Annotated in this window: 26 protein-coding genes and 1 pseudogene; 19 read left to right on the forward strand and 8 right to left on the reverse strand. The window is 73.3% G+C overall.

Annotated features, from left to right (window positions below; translation table 11 throughout):
* Positions 1-170: 170 nt before the first annotated feature.
* Complete coding sequence (gene fabG, locus B207_RS0127995) at positions 171-932, reverse strand: 3-oxoacyl-ACP reductase FabG (protein ID WP_018640012.1); 762 nt, start codon at positions 930-932, stop codon at positions 171-173.
* A 230-nt stretch (positions 933-1162) separates the two neighbouring features.
* Positions 1163-1309: a hypothetical protein gene (locus B207_RS40855; RefSeq protein WP_195905374.1), complete on the reverse strand. Its 147-nt coding sequence runs from the start codon at positions 1307-1309 to the stop codon at positions 1163-1165.
* 194 nt (positions 1310-1503) lie between these two features.
* Between B207_RS40855 and B207_RS0128005 the strand changes: the two genes are divergently transcribed.
* The 3 genes from B207_RS0128005 to B207_RS0128015 all read left to right on the forward strand — a co-directional run bounded on the left by B207_RS0128005 (position 1504) and on the right by B207_RS0128015 (position 5629).
* A complete protein-coding gene (locus tag B207_RS0128005) occupies positions 1504-3015 on the forward strand; it encodes a DHA2 family efflux MFS transporter permease subunit (protein ID WP_018640014.1) in 1512 nt (503 codons plus the stop codon).
* A 161-nt stretch (positions 3016-3176) separates the two neighbouring features.
* Positions 3177-4829, forward strand: a complete 1653-nt coding sequence (gene aceB / locus B207_RS0128010; protein ID WP_018640015.1) for a malate synthase A — start codon at positions 3177-3179, stop codon at positions 4827-4829.
* Between the two features lie 62 nt (positions 4830-4891).
* Positions 4892-5629, forward strand: coding sequence for an IclR family transcriptional regulator (locus tag B207_RS0128015; protein WP_018640016.1), 738 nt, complete (start codon positions 4892-4894; stop codon positions 5627-5629).
* A gap of 66 nt (positions 5630-5695) precedes the next feature.
* Here B207_RS0128015 and B207_RS42660 read toward each other — a convergent pair whose 3' ends face one another.
* Positions 5696-6082 carry a hypothetical protein gene (locus tag B207_RS42660; protein ID WP_051102700.1) on the reverse strand — a complete coding sequence of 129 codons (387 nt, stop codon included), beginning with the start codon at positions 6080-6082 and terminating at the stop codon, positions 5696-5698.
* A gap of 104 nt (positions 6083-6186) precedes the next feature.
* Here B207_RS42660 and B207_RS42070 point away from each other — a divergent pair, with 104 nt between their 5' ends.
* From B207_RS42070 to B207_RS0128055, 7 genes and pseudogenes are all read left to right on the forward strand, one after another.
* On the forward strand, positions 6187-6876 hold the full coding sequence (locus tag B207_RS42070; RefSeq protein WP_018640018.1) for an alpha/beta hydrolase: 690 nt from the start codon (positions 6187-6189) through the stop codon (positions 6874-6876).
* 38 nt (positions 6877-6914) lie between these two features.
* Positions 6915-7472, forward strand: coding sequence for a hypothetical protein (locus tag B207_RS0128025; protein WP_230205274.1), 558 nt, complete (start codon positions 6915-6917; stop codon positions 7470-7472).
* Entirely contained in the window at positions 7472-8032 is a 561-nt protein-coding gene (locus B207_RS37350) for a transcriptional regulator (protein WP_018640020.1), read from the forward strand. The genes B207_RS0128025 and B207_RS37350 overlap by 1 nt, the downstream gene beginning before the upstream one ends.
* 126 nt (positions 8033-8158) lie before the next feature.
* Positions 8159-8899 (forward strand): maleylpyruvate isomerase family mycothiol-dependent enzyme, encoded by a 741-nt coding sequence (locus B207_RS0128040; protein WP_018640021.1) that lies wholly within the window; start codon positions 8159-8161, stop codon positions 8897-8899.
* A 19-nt stretch (positions 8900-8918) separates the two neighbouring features.
* Positions 8919-9089: pseudogene (locus B207_RS0128045) on the forward strand (SDR family oxidoreductase); the annotation flags it as partial.
* 329 nt (positions 9090-9418) lie between these two features.
* A complete protein-coding gene (locus B207_RS0128050; protein ID WP_063820979.1) occupies positions 9419-10594 on the forward strand; it encodes a macrolide family glycosyltransferase in 1176 nt (391 codons plus the stop codon).
* A gap of 327 nt (positions 10595-10921) precedes the next feature.
* Positions 10922-11677: a dienelactone hydrolase family protein gene (locus B207_RS0128055; RefSeq protein WP_035742709.1), complete on the forward strand. Its 756-nt coding sequence runs from the start codon at positions 10922-10924 to the stop codon at positions 11675-11677.
* 94 nt (positions 11678-11771) lie between these two features.
* Here the strand turns inward: B207_RS0128055 and B207_RS42435 are convergent, their stop codons facing one another.
* On the reverse strand, positions 11772-13088 hold the full coding sequence (locus B207_RS42435) for a hypothetical protein (RefSeq protein WP_018640025.1): 1317 nt from the start codon (positions 13086-13088) through the stop codon (positions 11772-11774).
* Positions 13089-13224: 136 nt separating this feature from the next.
* Here B207_RS42435 and B207_RS0128065 point away from each other — a divergent pair, with 136 nt between their 5' ends.
* From B207_RS0128065 to B207_RS0128075, 3 genes are all read left to right on the forward strand, one after another.
* A complete protein-coding gene (locus tag B207_RS0128065; protein ID WP_268258226.1) occupies positions 13225-14052 on the forward strand; it encodes an SAM-dependent methyltransferase in 828 nt (275 codons plus the stop codon).
* Between the two features lie 290 nt (positions 14053-14342).
* On the forward strand, positions 14343-15629 hold the full coding sequence (locus B207_RS0128070) for an APC family permease (protein WP_018640027.1): 1287 nt from the start codon (positions 14343-14345) through the stop codon (positions 15627-15629).
* A 107-nt stretch (positions 15630-15736) separates the two neighbouring features.
* Positions 15737-16234: a DoxX family protein gene (locus B207_RS0128075; RefSeq protein WP_018640028.1), complete on the forward strand. Its 498-nt coding sequence runs from the start codon at positions 15737-15739 to the stop codon at positions 16232-16234.
* 33 nt (positions 16235-16267) lie between these two features.
* On the opposite strand, the gene B207_RS37355 is transcribed toward B207_RS0128075, so the two are convergent.
* Complete coding sequence (locus B207_RS37355) at positions 16268-17164, reverse strand: hypothetical protein (protein WP_051102701.1); 897 nt, start codon at positions 17162-17164, stop codon at positions 16268-16270.
* A 20-nt stretch (positions 17165-17184) separates the two neighbouring features.
* The gene (locus B207_RS0128085) at positions 17185-17454 is read right to left on the reverse strand and encodes a hypothetical protein (protein ID WP_018640029.1); all 270 of its coding nucleotides are present in this window, start codon (positions 17452-17454) and stop codon (positions 17185-17187) included.
* Positions 17455-17612: 158 nt separating this feature from the next.
* On the opposite strand from B207_RS0128085, the gene B207_RS42440 reads away from it, so the two are divergent.
* The 6 genes from B207_RS42440 (at position 17613) to B207_RS36030 (ending at position 23183) form a co-directional block, all read left to right on the forward strand.
* Positions 17613-18875 (forward strand): sensor histidine kinase, encoded by a 1263-nt coding sequence (locus B207_RS42440; protein WP_018640030.1) that lies wholly within the window; start codon positions 17613-17615, stop codon positions 18873-18875.
* Entirely contained in the window at positions 18850-19575 is a 726-nt protein-coding gene (locus tag B207_RS0128095; RefSeq protein WP_018640031.1) for a response regulator, read from the forward strand. The genes B207_RS42440 and B207_RS0128095 overlap by 26 nt, the downstream gene beginning before the upstream one ends.
* Positions 19576-19599: 24 nt before the next feature.
* Positions 19600-20187 carry an NUDIX domain-containing protein gene (locus B207_RS0128100; RefSeq protein WP_018640032.1) on the forward strand — a complete coding sequence of 196 codons (588 nt, stop codon included), beginning with the start codon at positions 19600-19602 and terminating at the stop codon, positions 20185-20187.
* Positions 20188-20311: 124 nt separating this feature from the next.
* Entirely contained in the window at positions 20312-21118 is an 807-nt protein-coding gene (locus B207_RS0128105) for an ABC transporter permease (protein WP_018640033.1), read from the forward strand.
* Positions 21111-22037, forward strand: coding sequence for an ABC transporter permease (locus tag B207_RS0128110; protein WP_018640034.1), 927 nt, complete (start codon positions 21111-21113; stop codon positions 22035-22037). The genes B207_RS0128105 and B207_RS0128110 overlap by 8 nt, the downstream gene beginning before the upstream one ends.
* Positions 22038-22142: 105 nt before the next feature.
* The gene (locus B207_RS36030; RefSeq protein ID WP_154675681.1) at positions 22143-23183 is read left to right on the forward strand and encodes an ABC transporter ATP-binding protein; all 1041 of its coding nucleotides are present in this window, start codon (positions 22143-22145) and stop codon (positions 23181-23183) included.
* Positions 23184-23199: 16 nt separating this feature from the next.
* Here the strand turns inward: B207_RS36030 and B207_RS0128120 are convergent, their stop codons facing one another.
* Together B207_RS0128120 and B207_RS0128125 are read right to left on the reverse strand one after the other, a co-directional pair.
* Entirely contained in the window at positions 23200-24252 is a 1053-nt protein-coding gene (locus B207_RS0128120) for a 1-aminocyclopropane-1-carboxylate deaminase/D-cysteine desulfhydrase (RefSeq protein ID WP_018640036.1), read from the reverse strand.
* A 76-nt stretch (positions 24253-24328) separates the two neighbouring features.
* Positions 24329-25792, reverse strand: coding sequence for an FAD-dependent monooxygenase (locus B207_RS0128125; protein WP_026311528.1), 1464 nt, complete (start codon positions 25790-25792; stop codon positions 24329-24331).
* Between the last annotated feature and the right edge of the window lie 43 nt (positions 25793-25835).

A 25835-nucleotide genomic window follows, 5' to 3' on the forward strand; every position in this document is an offset into this window, starting at 1 on the left:
ACGGCGGCGGCCGGCCCGCACCCCGCCGGGTGCCGGGTCACGGCACCCGGCGGGGTGCGGGCCCGGCGACAGGTGCGTGGCAGCGCCTCGGCGGGGCGTTCTGCGGGGTACGGGCCGGCCGCCGCCGGCAGCGGTGGCCGGCGTCGCGACGTCCGCGGCCCTCGCGGCGGTCAGGCCTTCGGGCCGCCGGCGACGTAGAGGATCTGCCCGGAGACGAAGCCGGCGGTCTCGGCGGCGAAGAACGACACCGCGTTCGCGATGTCCTCGACCTCGCCCGGACGGGCCACCGGGATCTTCTCCGCCGCCGCGGCCAGGTAGTCCTCCCAGGCGACACCGATGCGCTGCGCGGTCGCGCGGGTCATCTCACTGACGATGAAGCCCGGCGCGACACAGTTCACGGTGACACCGAACTTGCCCAGCTCGATCGCGAGGGTCTTCGTGAAGCCCTGCAGGCCGGCCTTGGCCGCCGAGTAGTTCGCCTGGCCGCGGTTGCCCAGCGCGGAGATGCTGGACAGGTTGACGATCCGGCCCCACTTCGCCTCGACCATGTACTTCTGGGTGGCCTTCGCCATCAGGAACGAGCCACGCAGGTGGACGCCCATGACCGCGTCCCAGTCGCTCTCGGTGAGCTTGAACAGCAGGTTGTCGCGGGTGATGCCGGCGTTGTTGACCAGCACGGTCGGCGCGCCCAGCTCGGCGGCCACCCGGCTGACCGCGGCGTCGACCGCCGCGGAGTCGGAGACGTCGGCACCCACGGCGAGGGCCTTCCCCCCGGCGGCGGCGATCGCGTCGGCGGTGCCCTTCGCCGCCGACTCCTCCAGGTCGAGCACGGCCACCGCGAGGCCGTCCGTGGCCAGACGCTGCGCGATGGCGGCGCCGATGCCGCGGGCGCCTCCGGTGACAATCGCGACGCGGGATGAGGACTCGGGCACGGGACCGGCTCCTTACAGACCAGGGCCACGCCGGGCGGCGCGACGGTGACGGTCGGCGAGCGCGGCACCCGGGCGGCCGATGGCCACCCGTCGCGCTGCTGCCGACACCGGGCGTAGGGGCACCCGGCGCCTAAAGTCAACCGGGTGGCCGCGCCCGACGCCACCGGTCCGGATCCCTTCGTCCTCGCGATCCGCCTCGCGATCCGCCGGCGGCTGTGCGGCGCCCCCGCTCAGCGTGCGCCGGTTCCGGCCCGCCCGGGTGCGGCCATCACGTCCGCGACCCTGCTCGTGATGGACTCGATCAGCCGCATCGCCTGCAGGACGGACAGATTCAGAACGACCTCGGCACCGCCATCCGCGGGCAATCGTACTGACACGTCCGCCATGGTTATGCCCTTCGTCGTGCGTCAGAGGTGCCTCCTCGGAGCCGAGGGGCACTGGTGACGCTACGAGGAAAACCGGCGGTGACGTCGGGAAAGTGGGTAGCAGCACGTCCGCGGACCGGGCGGCAGGCCGGCGCGGCGAGATCGTCGGCAGTCTCCGGCGGTGCCTCGTCACGTAGGGTGCTGGCGTGGCCGCTGTCGGGAAGCCGCAGCAGACCGGCCTTCGGGTGTCGACGGCGCGCGGGCGCTGGGTGCTGCTCGCGACCGTCCTCGGGTCCGGGATCGCCGCCATCGACGCGACCGCGGTCGGGGTGGCCCTGCCGTCGATCGGCCGTGACTTCGGCGCCGACCTGGCCTCGCTGCAGTGGGTCGTCACCGCCTACGCGGTCACGCTGGCCGGCTTTCTGCTGGTCGGCGGGGCGCTCGGAGACCGCTACGGCCGGCGGCGGGTGTTCCTGATCGGCGCCGGCTGGTTCGCGGTGGCGTCGTTGCTCTGCGGGATCGCTCCCACCGCCCCGGCGCTGGTGGCGGCGCGGGCGCTGCAGGGGGTCGGTGCCGCGCTGCTCACGCCGGGCAGTCTCGCCCTGCTCCAGGCCTCGTTCGCCCCCGGTGACCGGGCACGCGCGATCGGGGCCTGGTCGGGCCTGTCCGGAGTCGCCACGGCGGTCGGCCCGTTCCTCGGCGGCTGGCTGGTCGAGGCGCTGTCCTGGCGGCTGGTCTTCTTCGTCAACCTGCCCCTGGTCGTCGCAGTGATCATCATCGCGGCGCGGCACGTTCCCGAGTCGACCGCCGCGGATGCGGCCGGCCGGGTGGATCTGGCCGGCGCGGCGCTCGTCACCGGCGGTCTGGTGGGGCTCTCGTACGGGCTGATCGAGGGGCCGGACGCCGGATGGGGATCCCCGGCCGTGCTTGGCGGCCTGGTGACCGGGGTCCTGCTGCTCGCCGGGTTCGCCGTGGTCGAGCGGCGGGTGGCAGCGCCGATGCTGGACCTCGACCTGTTCAGGTCCCGGCAGTTCTGTGCCGCCAACCTGGTGACGTTCGTGGTCTACGCGTCCCTGGGCGGGGCGCTGTTCCTGCTGCCCCTGCAGCTTCAGCAGGTCGGCGGGTACTCGCCCCTGGCGGCGGGCACGGCGTTGCTGCCCCTGACGATCATCATGCTCGCCCTGTCCGCACGCTCGGGCGCACTCGCGGAGCGCATCGGCCCGCGGACGCAGATGACGGTGGGGCCGATCGTCGCCGCCGCCGGGTTCGCGCTACTCACCCGCGCCGCCGGCGCCGGCGGGTACCGGCTCGACGTCCTGCCCGGAGTCCTCGTGCTCGGGCTGGGGCTGGCCACGGTCGTCGCGCCGCTGACGTCGACGGCCCTCGGCGCGGCACCCGTCGAGCATGCCGGCATCGCCTCGGCGGTCAACAACGACGTCGCCCGCACCGCCCAGCTGCTCGCGGTCGCGGTGCTGCCGGCGGCCGCCGGTCTCACCGGCGACGTCTACCTGGACGCGAGCAGGTTCGCCAGCGGGTACCGGACCGCGCTGTGGATCGCGGCGGTGCTGTGTGCCTGTGGTGGCCTGCTGGCCTGGCTCGGAATCCGCAACCCGGCCCGGGTACGTCCCACCGCGATGCCGGCGCCGCCGGCCGCGCCGTGCCGACACTGCGGCATCGACGCGCCGCCGCCGGTCACCGACGCCGCGACCCACCTCTGACGCGCCGACTGACGCGCCGACGCTCCCCCTTCGGCCCGCCGGGCGGGACAGATCCGGCGAGGCGGCGGCGCCTGCCGGGATAGAATTCCGGCATCCGGACCGTCACTTCCGTCCATCGGAAGGCCTGGGTCCGTCGTGAGAGCCGTGAATGGAGAGCCGCCGTGGCCGATGCGCAGACCCCGCCCGGAGTCGAGATCGTCCGGCCGGACGTTCCCGGTGCCGCCGAGATCCTCACCCCGGCCGCGCTGACCCTCGTCGCCGACCTGCACCGACGCTTCGGCGCGGCGCGGCGCGACCTCCTCGCCCGCCGCGCCGAGCGGCAGCGGGAGCTCTCCGACGGCACCGACCCGGACTTCCTGCCCGCCACCCGGCACATCCGCGACGGGCAGTGGCGGGTCGCGCCGCCCGCGCCGGGCCTCGTCGACCGCCGGGTCGAGATCACCGGGCCGACCGACCGCAAGATGACGATCAACGCGCTCAACTCCGGCGCCAAGGTCTGGCTGGCCGACTTCGAGGACGCCAACACCCCGCTGTGGGAGAACATGATCAGCGGGCAGCGCAACCTGCGTGACGCCCTCGACCGCACCATCGACTTCACCAGCCCCGAGGGCAAGGCCTACACCCTCGGGCCCACCGCCACGACGATCGTCGTGCGGCCCCGCGGCTGGCACCTCGACGAGAAGCACCTGCGGGTCGACGGCGAACCGGTCGCCGGCGCGCTGGTCGACTTCGCCCTCTACGCCGTGCACTGCGGCCGCCGCCAGCTCGACGCCGGCTCCGGGCCCTACTACTACCTGCCCAAGACCGAGAGCCACCTCGAGGCGCGGCTGTGGAACGACATCTTCACCCACACCGAGGACACGCTCGGCTTCGACCGCGGAGCCATCCGCGCCACCGTGCTCATCGAGACGATCCTCGCCGCCTATGAGATGGAGGAGATTCTCTACGAGCTGCGGGAGCACTGCGGCGGGCTCAACGCCGGCCGGTGGGACTACCTGTTCAGCATCATCAAGAAGTTCCGTGACCGCGGGCCGGCGTTCACCCTGCCCGACCGCAACGCGGTCACGATGGCCGCGCCCTTCATGACCGCCTACGCCGAGCTGCTCGTGCGCACCTGCCACCGGCGCGGCGCCCACGCCATCGGCGGCATGGCCGCGTTCATCCCCAGCCGGCGTGACCCGGAGGTCAACGCCACCGCGCTGGCCAGGGTCCGCGAGGACAAGACCCGCGAGGCCGGCATCGGCTTCGACGGCTCCTGGGTCGCGCACCCCGACCTGGTACCCGTCTGCCGCGAGGTGTTCGACGGCGTGCTCGGCGAACGCCCCCACCAGCTCGAGCGCACCCGCGAGGACGTCGCCGTCGACGCCGCCGCGCTGATCGACCTCACCACCACCCCGGGCTCACCGACCCTGGCCGGCCTGCGCAACAACGTCAGCGTGGCCCTGCAGTACCTGCGCGCCTGGCTCGCCGGCTCCGGCGCGGTCGCGATCTTCAACCTGATGGAGGACGCGGCCACCGCGGAGATCGCCCGGTCCCAGATCTGGCAGTGGCTGCACAACGGCATCGTGCTGGTCGACACCGAGCCGGTCGCCGGTGCCGGCCCTTCGGTGGGCGCCGGCCCGACCGGTGTGCCGGTGACCCGGGAGCTGGTCGAGAAGGTCGTCGCCGAGGAGCTCGACGTTCTGCGCGGCGGGCTGGGGGAGCAGTACGACGCCGACGGGTTCGAACGGGCGCGGGCGCTGTTCGTCGAGGTCGCGCTCACCGACGACTTCGTCGAGTTCCTCACCGTGCCCGCCTACCAGCGGATGCCTTGACGGGCCAGCCGGCCCGGCCCGAACGGCCGCCCGGGCCCACGGCGGGGTCGGGGCCGGGGTCGGTGCAGTCGGTCGACCGCGCACTGGCGCTGGTCGAACTGCTGGCAGCCTCCGGCGACGGCGCCGGGCTGGCCGACCTCGCCCGTGCCACCGGCCTGCCGCAGCCCACCGTGCACCGGCTGCTGCGCGCGCTGCACGAACGCGGCTGGGTACGCCAGGACGCCGACCGCCGCTACGCCCCGGGCGCCCGTCTGATCGGGCTGGGCAACGCCGCGCAGAGCCTGCTCGCCACCGGTGCGCAGCCCTACCTGCGGGAGGCGGTGGCAGTGTCGGGGGAGACCGCCAACCTCGCCGTCCTGGAGGCCGACCAGGTCGTGTACGTCGGGCAGGTCGCCTCGCCGCACCGGCTGCGCATGTTCACCGAGGTCGGCAACCGGGCCCCCGCGCACAGCACCGGCGTGGGCAAGGCGATGCTCGCCCACCTGCCCGGCCCGGCCGTGCGGGAGCTGCTCGAGCGCACCGGGCTGCCCCGGCGCACCGCGACCACGATCACCGACCCGGACCAGTTCACCGCCGAACTCGCCGCCGTCCGCGCCCGGGGCTACGCGACGGACGACGGGGAGGAGGAGCCCGGTGTGCGCTGTGTGGCCTTCCCCCTGACCGACCTGTCCGGCCGGGCGCCCGCAGCGCTGTCGGTGTCCGGCCCCGCCTCCCGGATCGGCGCCGGCGCCGTCGCGGACCTCGCCGCGCGTCTGCTCCCCGTCGCCGCCGCCTGCGGCGACCACCTGCTACGCCGCTGACCCCGCCGCCGGCGCCGGCCTGGACGCGGCCGGCGCGCAGTGCGCCGAGGTCGCCGTCCCCCTCGACTACACCCACCCGGCCGGCCGGACGCTCACCCTGGGGGTCTCCCGGATCCGGGCGGCCGGCCAGGGGGCCCGCCGCGGGCCGTTGATGATCAACCTGGGTGGGCCCGGTGGCAGCATCGCGGACCTGCTGCCCGAGATCCGCGGGCGGCTCGGCCCGGCGGCCGGCGGCTTCGACCTGATCGGGATGGATCCACGGTTCGTCGGCCGCAGCGAGGCGCTGGACTGCGGGCCGGCGCTGAACCGGGAATGGGTGCGCGGCGGCGGTCCCGACCAGGACAGTTTCGAGCGGGTCGCGGCCACACAGGCCGCGGTCGCGCAGGCGTGCGCGGCGCACGCCGACGTCCTGCCGTTCGCCTCGACCCGCAACACCGCGCGCGACATGGACATCGTCCGGGCCGTGCTGGGGGAGCCGACGACGTCCTACCTCGGCTATTCATACGGCACGTACCTGGGCGCGGTGTACATGCAGACTCGGGGCCACCGTCGAGGAGGTGCTGCGCACGGTCGACCGGATCTACGAGGTGGCCGCCCGCCGCCCGCTGACCGTGGACGGGTTCCCCTACGACGCGTCCGACCTGCCGGGCCTGCTCATGGCCGCCCTGGTGGAGGACGGCGAGCAGGCCGCCGAGGTGCTGGCGCTGGGGATCCGGGCGTTCGCCGACGCCGCGGACGGCCGCACGCCCGCGGCGAACCCGTACCTCGACGAGGTCCTCGCCGGAGTCGCGACCGGCGGTCCCGACCTGACCGACCTGATCCACCCGCGGGCGGAGCGGGCCGAGCGTGCGGGCGGGGATGTCGCCGGGGGAGGGGCGGGGTGGATCAGCGCTCTGCAGAGCGCGCAGCTCGCCGTGATGTGCGGGGATGTGCCCGCCTCGCGGATCGCCGGTGACTACCTGGCCGACATCCGCCGGCACCGTGAGGCGCAGCCCCGTGTCGCCACGGCGATCTGGAACATCACGCCGTGCTCGTTCTGGCCGGTGCGCCCGTTGGAGCCGCCGACCCGGGTCGCGGGCGACGTCCCGGCGCTGGTGGTCGCCGCAGAGCTCGACAACCGGACGCCCTACGCGGGCAGTGTGGCGTTGCACCGGGCGCCGACCGCCTCCCGGCTGGTGACGTTGCGCGACGCGAGGGTGCACGGCGTGTTCGGGGGGCGCAGCCCCTGCTCCGCTGCCACAAGATAATCAACAGTGTTGACACGTCGACGTGACCAATATTGATCATGAGGGCGTTGCCCACCCCCGAGGGTGCTGCGGCCGCCCTGGCCGGGGCGGAGACCTCGCGGGCGCAGTTGGCCGGCGGCCTCGGGCTGCCGTCCTTCTTCTACGGCTCGATCGGTGTCACCGTGGCTACCCAGATCGCCGCGGCCGCCGTCGAGGTCGCCTTCGACACAGGCTGGACCCGACTGCTGGCGATCGCCGGAGCCGCCGCGTTCGCCTTGGCGGCGGGCATCCAGCTGTTCCGGTTCCGGCGGCTCAACGGGGTGCGGATCGCGGGGCTCACGAGCCGGGTCGTGCTCGGAACGGGGCGGGCCGCGGCGACCTCGTACGCGTTGGCTCTGAGCGCCGCGTTCTGGGCCGCCCTCGCCGGCCTGTGGTGGCTGGTGGCTGTCTGCGCGTGTGCTGGGGGGCTGGCCTACACGTTGAGCGGCCGACGTTGGCTGCGCCACTACCGAGGAGACCCGGCGACGCACGCTCGTGCCGAGTCGGCCGGGTGGCTGGTGGTCATCTCGGCGCTTGCGCTGGCCGTGCTGGCGCTGCTGGTGCTGGTCGGCCGCTGATGCCCGAGCTGGACGCCAACCTGCACGCACCGGCCCGGCTGAGGCTGATGACCATGCTGACCGCGGTGTCCGAAGCAGAGTTCTCGACCCTTCGCGACAGCCTCGAGGTCAGTGACTCGGTGCTTTCCAAACGCGTGGGCGCCCTCGCGTCGCTCGGCTATGTCACGAGCCGCAAAGGAGTTCACGGCGGCCGCCGGACCACGTGGATCTCGCTGACAGCGCCGGGCCGGGCCGCCCTGGGTGCCCACGTCGCCGCGCTGCGAGAGGTCATCGCCGGGGAGCACGCCGATCCGGATCGCCGCACTGATGTTCGTCCCCGCGCTGATCTTCAGGACGGGGCGGATCCGCTGCGGAACCGGCTACGTGAGCTGCGGGCCGCGCGGCGCTGGAGCCAGGCGGACCTGGCCGACCGCCTCGACGTGTCCCGGCAGATGGTCGACGCCATCGAGGCGGGCCGCTTCGACCCGAGCCTGTCCCTGGCGTTCAGGATCGCCGCCGTGTTCGGGGGCCGGATCGAGGACCTGTTCTTCCTCCCCCAGGCCACCGGCCCCGAGGCCTGATCGTCCGGGCGGCCCGGCTGCCCCACTGCTGCTCTGCACCCTCCGCCGGCCCGCGGCGCGCCGGGCCCGCTGCCCGAGGCGGCTGACCGCTGGCTGCGGCGGATTGAGGAACGTTAGGGTCCGGCTGTGGACTATGTCGCTGGCCTGCTGGCGCAGAACCGGCTCCTCACCGAACTGCTCGGCGAGGCCGATCTGTCAAGGCCTGTCCCGACCTGCCCGGGCTGGGATCTGACCCAGCTCGTACGCCACGTCGGGGGCACTGACCGATGGGCGGCCGTGATGATCCGGACCCGGGCCACCGCGGTCCTCGACCCGCGCACGATCGAGGGCGGCAGGCCGCCGGCGGACCGCGGCGGCGCGCTCGCCTGGCTTCGGGAGAGCCCGCGGCTGCTGCTGGAAGCCGTCGCCGTCGATCCGGACGTGCCGGTATGGACGTTCACCGGCCCGCGGCCGGCGCGCTGGTGGGTCCGGCGGCGGATGCACGAGGCGATGATCCACCGCGTGGACGCCGCGCTCGCGCTGGGCGTCGAGTACCCGCTTGAGGCCGCGTTCGCCGCTGACGGGATCTCGGAGTGGCTCGGCCTGCTCGTCGGGCGGCCCGGCACCGCGATTCTTCCGGACGGGGCCACTGTCCACCTGCACGCCACCGACGAGGGTCTCGGCCTCGAAGGGGAGTGGGCGATCCGCGGCGGCGTGGACGGGATCGATTGGGAGCACGCTCATGAGAAGGGCGATGTAGCGGTGCGCGGCGAAGCCGCCGACCTGCTGCTCGCGCTGCTGCGCCGGATCCCCGGCGATGACAGCCGGCTGGAGGTCCTCGGCGAGCAGGCGCACTGGACACACTGGCTCGCGAACACCAGCTTCTGACCATCCGACAGGCGCGCTGATGCACGGCACACCGGCTGGTCGGGCGGGCGAGCCGGCGGCGATCGCCCCCGCGGCTGTCTACCTGGCCTCGGATGACGCCGCCTTCGTGCACGGCACGGCGGTCGACGTCGACGGTGGGCGCGCGAGCGTGGCGGTACTTGCGAATCACATCGCCTTTCAGGCGGCCTGATCTGCATCTGCTGGCGAGTTATCCGGACACAAGATAATCAACATTGTTGACCCTACGACTTGAGATTTTCGATCATGAAACATCTGAATGATCTTGTCGGGTGGTCCCGATCGCGGGAAACCGCGATGCTCTGATGGATGAGGGCCGCTAGAGTGGCCGGCATGTACCTGCAGCAGATCTACGGCTGACACGGTCGGGGCGATGTCCCCGGCTCCCTCCGCACGCCTTCGCGTGTCCCTACCCGCGCCGACAGCCGAGCTTCTCGGAGCTGTCGGCACGCTGGCGTGTCGTGTCCTTTGCCGTAGCTCTGATCCGAGGTGTGTGATCTTATGTCCCGTCGTCGTGCCCATATCGCGATGGCCGGTATCCCTGCCGTGAGCCACGTCCTGCCCAGTCTTGAGATCATCCGTGAGCTGGTGGCTCGCGGTCATCGCGTGACCTACGCGAACGACCCGGCGGTGGGCGACCTGATCGCCGGCACCGGCGCCGAGCTCGTCCCCTGTTCCTCCGTGCTGCCGGTCGCCGACAACGACTGGCCGGATGACCCGATCGCCGCGATGGGGTTGTTCCTCGACGATGCGATCCAGGCGCTTCCCCAGCTGCGTGCGGCCTACGATCGTGACCCGGCGGATCTGTACCTGTACGACATCGGTGCCTACGCCGCGCGGGCCCTCGCCGAGGCGCAGGGCCGACCGATTGTGCAGCTGTCCCCCACGATCGTCGCGTGGGACGGCTATGACCGGGATGTCGCGGCGCATCAGCGGCAGCTGCCGGGCGCGGACGACTACCGGGCGAGGTTCGCGCGGTGGCTCGCCGGGTGCGGGGCGTCCACGACCGAGGTGGACGCGTTCTCCGGGCATCCCACGCGGGCCCTTGCGTTGATCCCGCGGGCGATGCAGCCGCACGCCGACCAGGTCGACACCGGCCGGGTGACGTTCGTCGGGCCCTGTTTCGACCTGGCTTCGGAGGCGGGTGCGTGGGTTCGGCCGGCGGGCGCGGAGAAGGTGCTGCTGATCTCGCTGGGGTCGGCGTACACCCGGGCGCCGGAGTTCTACCGCCAGTGCCTGGCGGCGTTCGGTGACCTGCCTGGCTGGTCGGTGGTGTTGCAGATCGGCCGGTACACCGACCGGCGGGAGCTGGGTGTCATCCCGTCCTCTGTGGCGGTGCATTCCTGGGTGCCGCAGCGGGCGATCCTGGCGCAGGCGGATGCCTTCGTCACCCATGCCGGTATGGGTGGCTGCTGTGAGGGGCTGCTGGCGGGTGTTCCGATGATCGCGGTGCCGCAGGCCGCCGACCAGTTCATGAACGCGGATCGGCTGGTGGAGCTGGGGGTGGCCCGCCGTGTCGACACGGCGCAGGCCACTGCCGACGTGCTGCGGGCGGCGCTGCGGGAGCTGGTCGGCGACGCGGAGGTCGCCCGCCGTTCGGCGCTGCTACGGGCCGAGGCGCAGGCCGAGGGCGGCACGCGGCGGGCCGCCGATCTACTCGAGGGGATGCTGGCCTGAGCGCCGAGTTTGTCCTCACCGTGCGCGCCGGTGCCGTTTCCGTCTGCTGATCGGCGGCTGCCGGCGCGGAGGGTGGGATGCGCGGGTTGGCTCGGCTGGTAGATGCTTTCGGTGTCGGCGACGCGGCCGGCCCCGCTGGTCGTGGTGGTGTGCGGACCGGTCCGGGCTGGGCTGTGGGATGTCTCCCCGGTGTCGGACGGTCGGATGACGCGATGCGGGGCTCGCCGGCCCGGTTGTGGGTGGGTCATGTCGAGGTCGCCTGCCGGGGTCCGCTCACCGGGGCCCGGGTTGCACGGGCGGCGTGAGTGGAAGGCGAAGGTGTTGATGATGGCGGTTTCCCGGCGTGATGTCGTGACGGCTGACGGGGTGTTGGACGTCTACCTGCAGGCTCCGGAGAATCCGGGGCCGGCGCCGGTCGTCATTCTGTTCCCGGATGCGTACGGCGTGCGGGACACGATTCTGGGGATGGCGGAGCGGCTTTCCCGGTCGGGGTATCTGGTGGTGGTGCCGAACGTCTTCTACCGGTCGGGGCCGGCGACCACCGGGCCGCTTGAGATCAATTTCAGGGATCCGGCGCAGCGGGCGCGGCTGGGTGAGGTGGTGGGCCAGGCGCCGCCGGCCGCGGTGATGGCGGATCTCGGTGTGCTGCTGGATGCGTTGGCTGCCGAGCCGGGTGCGTTGCCGGGGCCGGTGGGGGCGATCGGGTACTGCATCGGTGGCCGGTTCGCGTTCACGGCGGCGACGGCGCTGCCGGAGCGGATCGCGGCGGCGGCGTCGATTCACGGTGGCGGGTTGGCGACGGATGATCCGTCCAGCCCGTATCTGCAGGCGGGGCAGATCCAGGGCGCTGTGTATGTCGCGGCGGCGCATGAGGACAGTCATCACACCGAGGCTGATCACGCGCGTCTGGTGGCCGCGTTGGACGAGGCGAAGGTGGATTACGAGGCGGAGGTTCTGCCGGCGATGCACGGTTTCGCGGTGCCGGATTTCCCGGTGTATGACGAGGCCGCCTCCCAGCGGCACTGGGACCGTGCGCTGGCGCTGTTCGCCCGCACGCTGCCGGCGCCCGCGTCGGCGGGCTGACCGCCTGGCCCTGGCTGTGCGCATCGCGGCTGGCTGGTGATCGCCGGGCTGGTGGTTCGGAGCCGGGGCAGCCCTGGCGGCTGCCCCGGGTGCCTCATTCGGGTGATGTGGTGGGCCGGGGCAGGAGGTGGGCGCGGGCGGCGCGCAGTTCGGCGGCGAGTTCGTCGGCCTGCCGTTCGGCGCGTTCCGCGCGGGTGCGGGCTTCGGCGCGGGCGTCCGCGAGGGCGGCGAGGCGTTCGGTGGCGGTCTGTTGTTCGGCGGCGAGGCGGGCGGCCGCTTCGCCGCGGACCTGTTCGAGCAGGTCGGTGGCGGCCGCGCGGTCGCGTTCGAGTTCGTCTGCGGCGGCGGCGCGGACCTGGGCGGTCTCGGCCTGGGCGGCGGCGGCGCGGCGGGTGAGTTCGTCGCGTTCGCGGCGGGCGTCGTCGCGGAGGCGGTCGCGGTCCGCGCGCAGGTGGTCGCGGTCGGCGCGTAGTTCGGCGATGGTCGCCGCGTCACGTTCGGTGGCCTGTTCGGCGGCTTGGAGGGCGGCGGCGAGCCGGTCGCGGTCGGCGGTGAGGGTGGCGCGTTCGCGGTCGGCGGCGGCGCGGATGCGGGTGGTTTCGGCGTCGGCGTCGGCGCGGGTGCGGTCGAGGTCGGCGGCGGCCCGGTCGCGGATGTCCTGGACGCGGGTTTCGGCGTCGGTGTGGGCGGCGGCGACGTCCGCGGCGGCCTGGGTGCGGGCGGTGTCGGCGGCGGCGGCGGCCTGGGCGTGGGCGGTCTGGCTGGCGGTGAGGCGCTGTTCGGCGTCGTCGAGGGCGGCGACGGCTTCGGCGGCGACAGCTTCGGCCTCGGTGCGGCTGGTGTGTTCGGCGCGGGCGGCCTGTTCGGCGCGGACGGCGCGGGCGACGGCTTCGGCGACGCGTTCGGCGGCGTCGGCTTCGGCGGCTTCGACCTGGGCTTCGGCGCGGGCGACGTCGCCGAGGCTGGCCATTTCGCGGGCGAAGGCGTCGAGGGAGCGGGTGAGGTCGGTGGTGAGGGTGCGGATCTGGCCGGCGAGTTCGTCGGCGCGCAGCCGGCCGGTGGCGTGGGACCGGTGGGTGGCGGGACGTCCGCTGGCCGGGTCGGGGCTGGTGGTGGGGGTGGTGTCGCGGCGGGCGAGGTCGCGGCGGCGGCGGTAGGCGGCGAGCCGGTTGTGGGTGGGGTCGTCGCAGTAGGCGGGGGGCCGGCCGGGCCGGTCGGTGGTGGCGGTGGGGCGTTCGCAGTCGGGGTAGGCGCACCTGGTGGCTGTTTCAGCCGCCTCCGCCGGTGCCTGGGTCGGTGCTGGTGCGGTGGGTGCGGTGGGTGCGGTCGGGTCGCCGGTCGCCTCCGGGCCGGTGGGGCCGGGTGGGGTGTCCTGTTCCAGGGTGGTGGCGGTGCCGTCGACCGAGCTCATGCTCTCGTTCTACCGGATGGGGTGGGTGGGTGATCCTGCGCGCCGCGCGTGGTGCGCAGGCGGGTTCGTCATCCTGCGGCCGGTTCGTGTCTGTTCTGGCGGGAGGGGCGGGCGTGAGGCGGGCCTGGGTGTTCGGGTGGGTGTTCGGGGTGGGGTGGCGGTGGGTGGTCGTCGGGTGCCGGGGATCCTGGGTGTCATGGTGGATGGTGCGCTGACCGGCGCGATGAGTGAGACGGCCGAGATGGACGAGGTGGCGTGGGAGCGGTGGTACGCGTCGCGGGAGGGGATGTGGAGCGGGCGTCCGAACAGTCAACTGGTGGTGGAGGCGGGTGGGTTGGCGCCGGGGCGGGCGTTGGACGTGGGATGCGGTGAGGGGGCGGACGCGCTGTGGCTGGCGGAGCGCGGCTGGCAGGTGCTGGCGGTGGATTTCTCGGCGTCGGCGTTGCGGCGGGGCAAGGCGCAGGCAGTGACTCTGGGTCGTGAGGTGGCGGCGCGGGTGATGTGGATGCGCGCGGATGCGATGACCTGGGCGGGTCTGAACGCCCCGCCCGAGCCCAGCCCTACCCCGGCGTCGAATCCCGGTGCGGGTGCGGGTGCGGGTGCGGGGTCCGGTGGTCGTGCGGCGGGGCGGCTGTCACGGTTCGAGACTCGGTTCGATCTGGTGTCGGCGCAGTTCCTGCACGTGGCGGCACAGCGGCGCCCGGCGATGCTGGCGCGGTTGTGCGGGGTGGTGGCGCCGGGCGGGTCGCTGCTGGTGGTGGGGCACGATCCGGCTGATCTGGCGCTGGGGATTCCGCGTCCGGAGGCCGGGATGTTGTGTGAGGCGCGGGAGCTGGCCGGGTTGTTGGATCCGGCGGTGTGGGAGGTGCTGGTGGCGCAGTCCCGGCCGCGGACGGTCACGGGGCCTGGCGGGGAGATCGTGGTGCGGGACGCTGTGCTGCACGCGCGCCGGCGGACGTCCTGACGGGCGCCCGGGCGCAGGGCGGCTTATCCGCGGGCGGTGGCGGGTGCTGTTCGACCCTGCGGGTCATCCGTTCTGCCTGACGACGGTGGCTCCGCCGGAGTAGCCGGCCCGCACCCGTTCGAAAGCCCGGCCCCGCTATGGGCGCACCGGTGGGCGGGTGCTGCGGGTGTTCGCCGTGTGTTCGCCGACTCCCACCTGCATTGATGGGTCTGGTGGGGTCAGGGTGGCGGTACGTCGCGGTGGGCCGGGGGTGGCCGGTGGCCGTCCGGGGTCGGTCTGCGGTGGGAGGGGTGATCGGTGTGGGTGCCGATGTGGCGGCGGGTGGTGTGCCGGGTGGTGTGCCGGGTGAGCTGCGGCGCCGGCTGGGTGTGGGTGATGCGGTGCTGGTGGGTCTGGGCGCGATGCTGGGTGCGGGGATCTTCGTGGCGTTGGCGCCGGCGGCGCGGGCGGCGGGTGCGGGTCTGCTGGTGGCGTTGGCGGTGGCGGGGGTGGTGGCGTACTGCAATGCGACGTCGTCGGCGCGGCTGGCGGCGCGTTATCCGGCGTCCGGCGGTACGTATGTGTACGGGAGGGAGCGGCTGGGGCCGTTCTGGGGCTGGCTGGCCGGGTGGGCGTTCGTGGTCGGGAAGACCGCGTCGTGTGCGGCGATGGCTCTGACGGTCGGGTCGTACGTGTGGCCTGGTCAGGAGCATGCGGTCGCGGTGGTGGCCGTGGTGGTGCTGACGGCTGTGAACTATGCGGGGGTGCAGAAGTCCGCCTGGCTGACCCGCGTGATCGTGGCTGTGGTTCTGGTGGTTCTCGCCGCGGTGGTTCTCGCCGCCCTCGCCTCCGGTGAGGCGGAAGCCTCCCGGCTGAGTGTCGGTGGGGATGTTTCCTTCGGTGGGGTGCTTCAGGCGGCGGGTCTGTTGTTCTTCGCCTTCGCCGGCTACGCGCGCATCGCCACGCTCGGTGAGGAGGTCCGCGATCCGGGTCGGACCATTCCCCGGGCGATCCCGCTCGCGCTCGGCATCACCCTGGTTGTCTACGCGGCTGTCGCCGTCGCTGTTCTTGCGGTGCTGGGGCCGGGGCGGCTGGCGGACGCCACCGCGCCGCTGGCCGATGCTGTCCGCGCCGCGGGCGTGGGCTGGCTCGTTCCGGTGGTGCGGGTCGGCGCGGCGTTGGCTGCGCTCGGTTCGCTGTTGGCGCTCATCCTCGGTGTCTCCCGCACCACGCTGGCGATGGCCCGGGATCGGCGTCTGCCGCACTTCCTGGCGGCGGTCCACCCCAGGTTCATGGTGCCGCACCGGGCGGAGCTCGCTGTCGGTGCTGTCTTCGCGGTCCTCGCGGCGACGGTGGACGTGCGTGGGGCGATCGGGTTCTCCTCCTTCGGTGTGCTGGTCTACTACGCCATCGCCAACGCCTCCGCGTGGACCCTGACCCCCGGCGAGGGCCGGCCGCACCGCCTGATCCCTGTTCTCGGGCTGGCCGGCTGCCTCACGCTGGCCTTCGCCCTGCCGGCGACCTCCGTGATCGTCGGGGTGGTGGTGCTGGCCGTGGGCGCCGCCGTCTATGGGATACGCCGCACGGTGGCCCCGTAACCCCTGGACGACACGGCCGCGGGCCGGGCGCGTCACCACCGGTGTCTCTCTGACTCGCGGGACGGTGTCGGTATCCGGTACGTCTCGATGGCGGAGGGGCACCTCGTATGACACAGCTCGGCTCCTGGCCGGCCCGGTTGACCGCGACCACCGCGACCACCGCGCCGGCGGCGGTGGTCCTCATCCGCCTCTACGTCGGCGTGGTCTTTCTCTCTGAGGGCGTGCAGAAGTTCCTCTACCCTGACGAGCTCGGCACCGGCCGGTTCGACAGGGCTGGCATCCCCGCCCCCGGCTTCGTCGCGCCTCTGGACGGGGCCTTCGAGATCGCCTGCGGCGGGCTGATCCTGGCCGGGTTGCTGACCCGACTCGCCACCCTGCCGATGATCGTGAACATGGTGGGTGCGCTGCTCATCACGAAGCTGCCCATCCTGTGGGGTGACGCCCCGCTCTTCACCGACGCATCCGGCTGGTGGGACTTCCTCCACGAATCCCGTGTTGACCTCGCCCAGCTGTGCGGCAGCCTCTTCCTGCTCATCGTCGGCGCCGGCACCTACTCCCTCGACGCCCGCTGGCATCGCACCGCCGTCGCGCCTGGCACGGGTTGACCGCATGCGCCCCAGGACTTCCCGCGCGGTTCCTCAGGGTGTCTCGCCGGGGTCGGGTGGTCGGCGCGGGTGAGCTGGTGGTGGGCGGCGGCGAGCAGGAGCAGCACGGTCACGGCGAGGGTGGCGTTGGCGGCGTATTTGGCCGGGTGGGAGACGGTGCCGATCGGGTCGACGACGAAGGACAGGGCGGCGTTGACGGTGAGGGCGGCGCCGGCGACGGTGAGGGCGCGGCGGCGTCCCTGGCTGCTGGTGCGGTGGTGGCGGTGGTGCTGGCGGGTGGCGCGGTGCAGGAGGGCGATGACGGTGGTGAGGATCGCCAGGTCGGTGAGGGTTCCGGCCCAGGTGGGTGGGAGCAGCTGGTGGGTGGTGAAGGAGGTAGAACGCGCCCAGGGTGAGCAGGCCGCGGCGGTGCACCCAGGGCCGGTCGGCGATGCGGGGGGCGAGGGATTCGATGACGACGATCGGCGCGGTGAAGGTCCAGATCACGTGGCCGGCGACGTAGTTGACCAGTGGATGGGCGGCGAGCCCGGTGCCGGGGATGAGGGTGTGGGTGCGGTCGTCGTCGTACGCGGGGTCTCCGGTGACGTGCGGGTCGAACAGGCTCTGGTCGATCAGTCCGGCCTGGGCGAGTCCGAACGCGGCGGCGAGGGCGACGAGGGTGAGCGGTCCGCCGCCGCGGCGGCGGACCGCTTCGCGGATGAGGACGGCGACGGTGCCGTAGAGCGGGATGAAGAACAGCAGGCTGGTGAGAAGGTCGAGGGGACGTCCGATGCTGGAGTCGTAGCCGATGAGGTGTTCGCCGCAGGTCGGGGCGAGGACGAGCAGCCCGGAGGTGGCGGCGAGGCGTGCCCGTCCGGCCGGTGGGGTGCGGGCCGGCGCGTCGGCTGGCGGGGCCGTCGATGCGGGTGGCGGTGGGGTGGTGGTGTTCACGGCGGGTGGCGGGGCGGCGATCAGATGCGGGTGCGGGTGCGGCGGGTGCCTCTGTCCGCTGCGAGGCACAGGGCTGTCCCGGCCAGGACCATGAGGGCGTAGCAGAGGATTTCGTAGCCGTCGACGGTGAACCAGCGCAGGAATCCCAGCAGCGGCGGCATGCCGACCAGTTCGCGCAGGACGCCGGCGATGCCGCCGATGGCGAGGATCCCGCCGATGGCGCGGCCTGTGCCCGCGACCGGGCCGCGGGCGGGGCCGGAGGCGGCGGGTGGGGGCGGGGTGGGGGTCATGGTGGTGACGGTAGGGAGCGGGCGCGCCCGGCGGTATCGGGCGCAGGGAGGTGGGGCGGCGACCAAAGTCGGTGGTGGCGGGGTGGGTGTCGTCCTTTGGTATCTGATCGCGGCGGGCGGGGCGTGAGGATGTGGGGGGCCGCGTAGATTGCCGGGGCATGCGCGCTGTGCAGGCCGCCCGCCGTGCGCGGGCCGCTGATGTGGCGCTGATGCTGTGCGCGGCGGGTTTCGCCGTCTTCGTCGCCGATTCCGTTCCGGTCCTGGAGGAACGGGGGTCGCTGTGGCGGGCTGTTGACGCGGTGGCGGCGGTGGTCGGCTGTGTGGCGTTGCTGGGGCGGCGGCGGTGGCCGGTGCCGTTGGCGGTGGTGCTGCTGGTCGCGGATACGCAGACGCCGCTGCTGGCCGGTCCGGTGGTGGTGGCGGTGTTCACGGTCGCGGCCCGGTGCCCGCGGCGGGTGACGGCGTGGGTGGCGGCGCTGGCGTTCGCGCCGCTGCCACTGTTCCTGTGGCGGGTCGACAGTCTGGAGGAGGACCGGGTCGGGCGGGCGTTGACGTACTTCACGCTGGTGGCCGGGGCGGTGGGCTGGGGGCTGTTCCGGCAGTCCCGCGGGCAGCTGATCGCGTCGCTGCGGGAGCGGGCGGAGTTGGCGGAGGCGGATGCGGCGCTGCGTGGCGATCAGGCCCGTGCGCAGGTGCGTGAGGAGATCGCGCGGGAGATGCATGACGTGCTGGGGCATCGGCTGTCGCTGCTGGCGGTGCATGCGGGGGCGTTGGAGTTCAACACGGGGGCGTCGCGGGAGCAGGTGGTGGTGGCGGCGGGGGTGATCCGGGAGAACGCCCATCTGGCGTTGCGGGATCTGCGGGAGGTGATCGGGGTGCTGCGCGGCGGGGAGTCGCTGGCGTCGGGTGCGCCGCAGCCGGAGCTTGCGGATCTGGGGCGGCTGGTGGCGGAGGCGCGGGTGGCCGGCGGGCGGGTGGGGTTGCGGATGCCGCTGGCGGGGGCGGTGCCGCCGGCGACGGTGGGCCGGGCGGCGTTTCGGATCGTGCAGGAGGCGTTGACGAACGCTCGGCTGCACGCGGCCGGTGCCGCGGTGGATGTGCGGGTGGCGGGTGCGCCGGGGCAGGGCCTGACCGTGATCGTCACCACTACCACCACCGCTCCCGCGGTGGTGTCCCGGCCCGGTGCGGGTGTCGTTCTGCCGGGTGGGGGGCGGGGGCTTGCCGGGCTGGCGGAGCGGGCGCGGCTGGTCGGTGGTGTGTGTGAGGCGGGGCCGACCGGCACCGGGTTCGTGGTCCGTGCGTGGCTGCCGTGGCCGGCTGAGGACGGCGCAGACGGCGCTGCTGATGGCGCTGATGACACCGTCTGCGCCGGGCCGGAGACGGTGCCGGGACGGGATGGGATGGGGGTGGCGGGTGATTGACGTGCTGCTGGTGGACGACGATCCGCTGGTCCGGGCCGGGCTGGTGTTGATGCTCGGCGGCGCGGACGACATTCGGGTGGTGGCCGAGGCGGCGGACGGTGCGCAGGTCGCGGGGTTGGTGGCGGCGTACCGGCCGGCGGTGGTCCTGATGGACATCCGGATGCCGGGTGTTGACGGGTTGGCGGCCACGGCGCAGGTGCGGGCCCGGCCGGGTGCGCCGGAGGTGCTGGTGCTGACGACGTTTCACACCGATGCCCATGTGTTGGGGGCGTTGCGGGCGGGCGCTGCCGGGTTTCTGCTCAAGGACACCGCGCCGGGGGACATCGTGGCGGCGATCCGCACGGTTGCCGCGGGGGATCCGGTGTTGTCTCCGGCGGTGACGCGCCGGCTCATCGCGCAGGTCGCCGGGGCCGCGGCGGGTGCGGACACGGTGGCGGGTGCCCGGGCGCGGCTGGCGTTGCTCGGGGAGCGGGAGCGGGAGGTGGCGCTGGCGGTGGGCGGCGGTGCGTCGAACGCGCAGATCGCCCGGGCGCTGCACATGGCGTTGCCGACGGTGAAGACGCATGTGTCGCGGATCCTGTCCCGGCTGGGTCTGAACAACCGGGTGCAGATCGCGTTGCTGGTGCACGACGCCCGGCTGTCCGCCGCCGCCGAGTCCGGCCCAGGCCTGGGCCTGGGCCCCGATCCCGGCGGCGGCTGAGGGTGGCCGTCTGTGCTCGCCGGTATGAGTGAGCGCCCCGACGCCCCGCGACTCGGCACCGATCCGGCGCTGGCAGCGGCCCCGGGAGCAGGGGCGGCGGGCCCGGGTGGTGATCGCCGGTCGACGGCGCGTGCCCGGGTCGGGGGCGGGGTCGTCACGCTGCGCTGCCGGGGGGCGGGCGTCGAGCCGCCGTTCGCGGCGGTGACCAGCGCGTCGGTGGTCACGCTGACCGCGGCGGGGCTGCTGCTGCTTGCCGACCTGCCCCGCGGGGTGGACATTCCAGGTGGCCATGTGCAGTTCGGCGAGCGGACCGCGGAGCAGACGGCACGCCGGGAGGTGTGGGAGGAGGTCCGGGCGCGCCTCGGGCCACTGACGCTGGTCGAGGTGATCGAATCCGACTACTTCGGCGGTGACGATCTCACCTACATGATGATTTTCGTGGGTCGGGTTGTCCGGCTCGCCCCGTGGGAGGGTGGGTTCGAGTCGGCGGGGCGGGTGGAGCTGCCCGCGGCCGTGTTCCTGGACCGGTACCGCGGCGGTGATCCGGCGCTCATGCGGCATCTGGTCACCTGTGCCCTCACGGTCGCCGGTCCCGGCACGACGGGCGGCTGACGCTCCCCGCGTCCCGCGCTCCCCGCGTCTTCCTTGTCTTCCTTCTGCGTGTTCCTCGCTTCTCGCCTGGCGGTGCTGTCCGGGACGGGAGGAGATGCCGGGCGCCCGTATTGTCTGTGTTCTGATGGGTGCGACGGTTCGGGTGTACGGGCTGCTGCTGGCGGCGGGGTTCCGCCGGCAGGCGACGTACCGGCTCGCGGCGCTCAGTGGGCTGGTCGCGAACGTGACGTTCGGGTTGTTGAAGGTGGCGGTGCTGTTCGCGGCGGTGCGGGCGGCCGGTGGTGAGATCGGCGGGTACGACCAGGGGCAGATGGGCACCTACATCTGGCTGTCGCAGGCGATGCTCGGCTCGGTGAACTTCTGGGGTGGCAGCGACATCGCGGAGCGGATCAAGGACGGGCAGGTCACCGTCGACTTCCTGCGCCCGTTGGACGTGCAGGCCGCGACGATCGCCACCGAGGTGGGGCAGGCGCTGTTCGCGTTCGTGCCGCGGGGGATCCCGCAGCTGCTGATCGGCACGGTCGTCGTCGACATGACCTGGCCGGGGTCGGTGGCGGTGTGGGTGCTGGCGGTGGTGGGGCTGCTGCTGGCGGTCGTGATCTCGGCGGCGACGGTGTATCTGGTGGCGGCGGTGGGGTTCTGGCTGGTGGAGACCCGCGGGGTGCAGCTGGTCTACATGGTGGTCTCCGGGTTCCTCGCCGGGTTGTTCGTGCCGATCGGGCTGTTCCCGGGCTGGTTGGAGGTGCTGGCGCACGCGACCCCGTTCCCGTCGATGCTGATGTACCCGGTGGACATGCTCGCCGGGCAGGTGGACGCCGGCGGTGCGGTCGGGCTGGTCGCGGTGCAGGTCAGCTGGCTGGTCGGGGTCGGGGGGCTCGGTGCGCTGCTGACCCGGGCCGGCCGGCGCCGCCTGGAGATCCAGGGTGGTTGAACCGGCCGCACCCGCACCCGCACCCGGCGCACCCGGCGTGGCGGCCGTGGCCGCGCTCGCCGCTGCGGGTGCGCCGGGTGCGGGTGCGGACCGGGGTGGCCGGGGGTCGTTGACCGTACGGGAGCGGTTGCGGCCGTACCGGGCGGTGTTGGCGTCGCGGGCCCGCTCCCAGACGTCCTACCGGACGAACTTCGCCCTGGATCTGCTCAGTTCGTTGCTGTCCGCGGTGGTCGAACTCGCCGAGGTGTGGGTGGTCTTCCGTGCCACGTCGGGTCTGGGTGGGTTGGAGTTCCGGCAGATGCTGCTGGTGTTCGGCCTGGCGGACCTGGCGTTCTCCCTCGCCGATCTGGTGTTCGGGCACTGTGACCGGCTGCCGACCTATCTGCGGGCCGGCACGTTCGACGTGTTCTACCTGCGGCCGCAGCCGCTGCTGGCGCAGCTGGTCACCAGTGAGCTGAGTCTGCGGCGGCTGGCCCGGGCGGCGGTCGGTGTCGCCGCGCTGAGCGCCGGTGTGGTCGTCTGCGACGTGCCGTGGGCGCCGGGTTCGGTGCTGCTGCTGGTGACGGCGCTGCTCAGCGGGTGCGCGATGTTCGCGGCGATGTTCGTCTGGGCCGGGGGGTTGCAGTTCTTCCTCCTCGACGGCCGGGAGATGACGAACGCGTTCGTGTACGGGGGCCGGTATGCGGCGACGCAGCCGGCGTCGGTGTGGTCACGGCCGCTGGTGGTGCTGTTCGGGTTCTTCTTCCCGATGGCGTTCACCGGCTATCTGCCGACGTTGGCGCTGCTCGGCCTGCCCGGGCCGGGGTGGCTGCCGAGCTGGTTGGGCTGGTGCGGTCCGCTTGCCGCCGGGTGGACGTGGGCGATGGCGCTGCTGTGCTGGCGGTGGGGTGTGCGGCACTATCAGGGAGGCGGTGGCTGACCCGTGGGAAGTATGGGAAGCACCTGTGCGGGTGCCGGGGGCCCCGAACCTGCGACGGACGGCACGGATGGCGCTGGCGGCGCCGACCCGCCGGCGATCGTCGACATGGTCGGGTTGACGCGGCAGTTCAGCGTGCGTGACGGGATGCGCCGGCGGCGGCTGACGGCCGTCGACGGTCTCACCGTGCGGATCGGGGCCGGGGAGGCGGTCGGCTACATCGGTGCGAACGGCGCCGGGAAGTCGACCACGATCAAGATGCTCGCCGGGATCCTGGTGCCGACCAGTGGCACGGTGCACACCTGCGGGTTGCGGCCGGTGAAGGACCGGCGGCGGCTGGCGCGGCAGATCGGGGTGGTGTTCGGGCAGCGGTCCCAGTTGTGGTGGGACCTGCCGGTCCGGGATTCCTTTCGGATTCTCGCGGCGATCCACGCGCTGCCCGCGGCCGCGGGGCGGGCCCGCACCGGTGAGCTGGTCGAGCAGCTGGAGATGGGTGAGTTCCTCGCGACGCCGGTGCGGCAGCTGTCGTTGGGGCAGCGGATGCGCGCCGAGATCGCCGCGGCGCTGCTGCACCGTCCCCGGCTGATCATTCTCGACGAGCCGACGATCGGTCTGGACGTCCTGTCCAAGCAGCGGCTGCGCGAGTTCCTGATCGCCGAACGGGCCGCGCAGGGCACGACCCTGCTGCTGACGACCCATGACATGGGGGACGTCGAACGGCTCTGTGACCGGGTGCTGGTCATCGACCAGGGTCGCCTCGCCTACGACGGTGACCTGCCGGGCCTGGCCGGGTCCGCGGGTGCCGACCGGGTGCTCGTCGTCGATCTCGCCGCTCCGACCGGGGACCTGACCGCTATCCCCGCGGCCCGGCATCTGGGCAGCGAGGCGCACGGTCTGCGGCAGCGGCTGGCGTTCGACGCGGAGACGACGACCGCCGCGCGGGTCCTGGCCGCGGTGACCGGTATCGCCGACGTCGTCGACTTCACCGTGGAGGAACCCGACATCGAGGATGTCGTCCGCCGGCTCTACGCCGCCACCCGCCCGTCACCCGGACCGCCTGTGGCGTCCGTGAAACCTGTGAAACCCGGGGATCCCGGGGAGTCCGGGGAGTCCGGGGAGCCTGTGGTGTCCGGCCCGGACGCACCGTAGCGCTGCGGGCGCCTTCCTACGGCCGTTCCGTGCCGTCGCCGGCGTCGTCGTCGCAGCGGCCGGTGATGACGGCGACGACCGTCGACCCGGCCGGGAGGTGCCGGTCCCCGGCCGTGGCGTAGAGGGCGCGCATCATCTTCGCGCCGTACACCCAGTCCAGGGTCAGGCCGTGCCGGGCCGCGAAGTCGGCGATGAACAGGTCGAGGGTCCGGTCGCGGCGGGCGTAGCCGCCGCTGTGGAAGCCGTCGAGCACCGTCCAGTTCGCCGTCGCCGCGGTGAACGTGGCCTGTTGCAGGGCGGCGACCTGCCCGGGCAGGAACCCGCCGCGCAGCACCGCGACTCCCACCGCCCGCCGCCGGGCATCCCGGCTGACGTCCGGGCCGACGTCCGGGCCGGTGGTGTGCCCGGCGGCGCGGTCCCCGAGTCCGGCGAGGCCCGCGGCGAGACCTGCCAGGGTGCCGCCGGTCCCGACCGGTACGCAGACCACGTCCACTGTCGGGACCTGGGTGAGGAGTTCGGTGGCCAGCTGGGCGCAGCCACGGACCGCCAGTGGGTTGCTGCCGCCTTCGGGGAGCAGGTAGAAGCGGCCGAACCGGTCGTGCAGCTCGGTGTGCAGCGCCGGGTCGTCCCGGGCCCGGTAGCGGGTGCGGTCCAGGTAGGTCAGCCGCATGCCGTGGGCCGCCGCGGCGGCGAGGACGGGGTTGAGGGGGTGGTGTTCCTCCCCGCGGATCACCCCGATCGTCGCCAGCCCGTGATGCCAGCCCGCGGCGGCGGTCGCGGCCACATGGTTCGAGTACGCCCCACCGAACGTGAGCAGCGTGTGATGGCCCTGGTCGACGGCCGCGGTCAGGTTGAGCGCGAGCTTGCGCCACTTGTTCCCGGGGACGTCGGCGTGGATCAGATCGTCCCGTTTGAGGAGCAGTCGCACTCCGCGGGCGGCCAGCCGGTCGTCGTCCACCTCGACCACCGGTGACGGCAGCTGCGGCACCAGGCCCCGCGGGCCGGGCCCTGGCCCGGGCGGGTCAGCCACGCAGTGGTGCAGGAGGTCGCCCCATTCGGTTCTGTCCACGTCTCCACCATGCCCGCCCCGGCGGTGACAGCTGGGGACCCCGTCCCCCGTCGCGACGGGCATGGCCATTCGGATGTCAGGTGGGCGTGCCGAACCAGCGGTGCAGGTGGCGGGCCAGGTCCTGCTGATCGTCACCGGCCCACGCCACGTGGCCGTCGGGACGGAGCAGGACGGCGGGGGCGTCCAGCTCGTCACCGAGGTCGATGACATGGTCGACCCGGTCGGACCAGCCGGCCGCGGTCAGCCCACCGGTCTGGTCGAGCAGCAGTCCGCGGCCGCCGTGCATCAGGGGGTAGAGCCGGCCGTGCTCCTTCAGCGTGAGGTCGCGGATCCGCCGGCCGCGCAGGCCGTGCGCCGCCCCGTCCCCGTCCCCGTTGCCGTTGCCGGCGTAGTCGTAGCGGACACCGAACGCGGTGATCTTCTCGATCAGATACCGGTTCACCTCCTCGATGTCCATCAGCTGCGACAGCAGCCGGCGCAGGGCCTGCGGGCCCGGTTCGGGGGACAGCAGCAGGCTTTGGGCGCGGGTGTTGTCCAGGACGTCGGCGGCGACCGGGTGCCGTTCGGTGTGGTAGGTGTCGAGCAGCCCGTCAGGTGCCCAGCCGGCGACGGCGGCGGCGAGTTTCCAGCCGAGGTTGAACGCGTCCTGGATGCCGAGGTTGAGGCCCTGCCCTCCCATCGGCGGGTGGATGTGCGCGGCGTCGCCGGCGAGCAGGATCCGGCCGGTGCGGTAGTGCTCCGCCTGGCGGGTGGCGTCCCCGAACCGGGTGAGCCAGCGGGGGGTGTGCGCGCCGAAGTCGGTGCCGGCCAGGGTGCGCAGCCGGGCCCGGAACTCCTCCAGTGTCGGCGGCGCCGCCCGGCCCCCGTCGGCGACACCGTCGGCGCGGGCGACGAAGCGGTACACGCCGTCGGTGTGCGGTGCGGGGCCGAACCGCAGCCCGGCGGTGGCGACGGCGGGGTCGGCGGCCGCGGCGGCGAGCGTGTCCGCGGCGGCGGTCACCTCCACCTCGCCGAGGAGCCATTCGACGCCGGCGGGTTCGCCGGGGAAGGCGACACCGGCGGCGGTGCGGACGGTGCTGCGCCCACCGTCGGCACCGATAAGGTACCGGGCGTGCAGGCGGGTGCCGTCCGCGAGCTGGGCGCACACCTGCTGGTCGTCCTGGTCGAGGCCGACCAGGGTGTGGCCGCGGCGGATCTCGGTGCCGAGTTCGGTGGCCCGGGCGGCGAGCAGCGCTTCGGTGCGATGCTGCGGAATGCCGAGGATGTACGGGTGTGCGGTGTCGAGGTGCCCGGTGAACGGTGTCGTGATGCCGGCGAAGAAACCACCGAGGGGGTGTTTCACCCCGTGTGCGAGGAAACGGTCGAGCAGGCCACGCTGGTCCATGATTTCGATGCTGCGGACATGCAGGCCCAGTGCCCGGGCGTGCCTGTTCGGCTCCGTTTCCCTTTCCAGGATGACGGTGTGCACGCCGTGCAGCCGCAGTTCGCCGGCGAGCATCAGCCCGGTCGGCCCGCCACCGACAATGATCACATCAGGCATGGATCCCCTTTCGCTGTGAGCGCGCGGATTCTCGGTGGGTGCG

The sequence above is a fragment of the Parafrankia elaeagni genome (assembly GCF_000374165.1).
Lineage (GTDB): Bacteria > Actinomycetota > Actinomycetes > Frankiales > Frankiaceae > Parafrankia > Parafrankia elaeagni.

Bases quoted from the DNA above. Each gene is read 5' to 3' on its own strand.
- B207_RS42660 (WP_051102700.1), bottom strand. From the start codon at position 6,082: ATGTCCATGTCGCGCGCGGTGTTGCGGGTCGAGGCGAACGGCAGGACG.
- B207_RS0128025 (WP_230205274.1), top strand. From the start codon at position 6,915: ATGAGGGCGTTGCCCACCCCCGAGGGTGCTGCGGCCGCCCTGGCCGGG.
- B207_RS37350 (WP_018640020.1), top strand. From the start codon at position 7,472: ATGCCCGAGCTGGACGCCAACCTGCACGCACCGGCCCGGCTGAGGCTG.
- B207_RS0128050 (WP_063820979.1), top strand. From the start codon at position 9,419: ATGTCCCGTCGTCGTGCCCATATCGCGATGGCCGGTATCCCTGCCGTG.
- B207_RS0128055 (WP_035742709.1), top strand. From the start codon at position 10,922: ATGGCGGTTTCCCGGCGTGATGTCGTGACGGCTGACGGGGTGTTGGAC.
- B207_RS42435 (WP_018640025.1), bottom strand. From the start codon at position 13,088: ATGAGCTCGGTCGACGGCACCGCCACCACCCTGGAACAGGACACCCCA.
- B207_RS0128075 (WP_018640028.1), top strand. From the start codon at position 15,737: ATGACACAGCTCGGCTCCTGGCCGGCCCGGTTGACCGCGACCACCGCG.
- B207_RS0128085 (WP_018640029.1), bottom strand. From the start codon at position 17,454: ATGACCCCCACCCCGCCCCCACCCGCCGCCTCCGGCCCCGCCCGCGGC.
- B207_RS42440 (WP_018640030.1), top strand. From the start codon at position 17,613: ATGCGCGCTGTGCAGGCCGCCCGCCGTGCGCGGGCCGCTGATGTGGCG.
- B207_RS0128095 (WP_018640031.1), top strand. From the start codon at position 18,850: ATGGGATGGGGGTGGCGGGTGATTGACGTGCTGCTGGTGGACGACGAT.
- B207_RS0128100 (WP_018640032.1), top strand. From the start codon at position 19,600: ATGAGTGAGCGCCCCGACGCCCCGCGACTCGGCACCGATCCGGCGCTG.
- B207_RS0128105 (WP_018640033.1), top strand. From the start codon at position 20,312: ATGGGTGCGACGGTTCGGGTGTACGGGCTGCTGCTGGCGGCGGGGTTC.
- B207_RS36030 (WP_154675681.1), top strand. From the start codon at position 22,143: ATGGTCGGGTTGACGCGGCAGTTCAGCGTGCGTGACGGGATGCGCCGG.
- B207_RS0128125 (WP_026311528.1), bottom strand. From the start codon at position 25,792: ATGCCTGATGTGATCATTGTCGGTGGCGGGCCGACCGGGCTGATGCTC.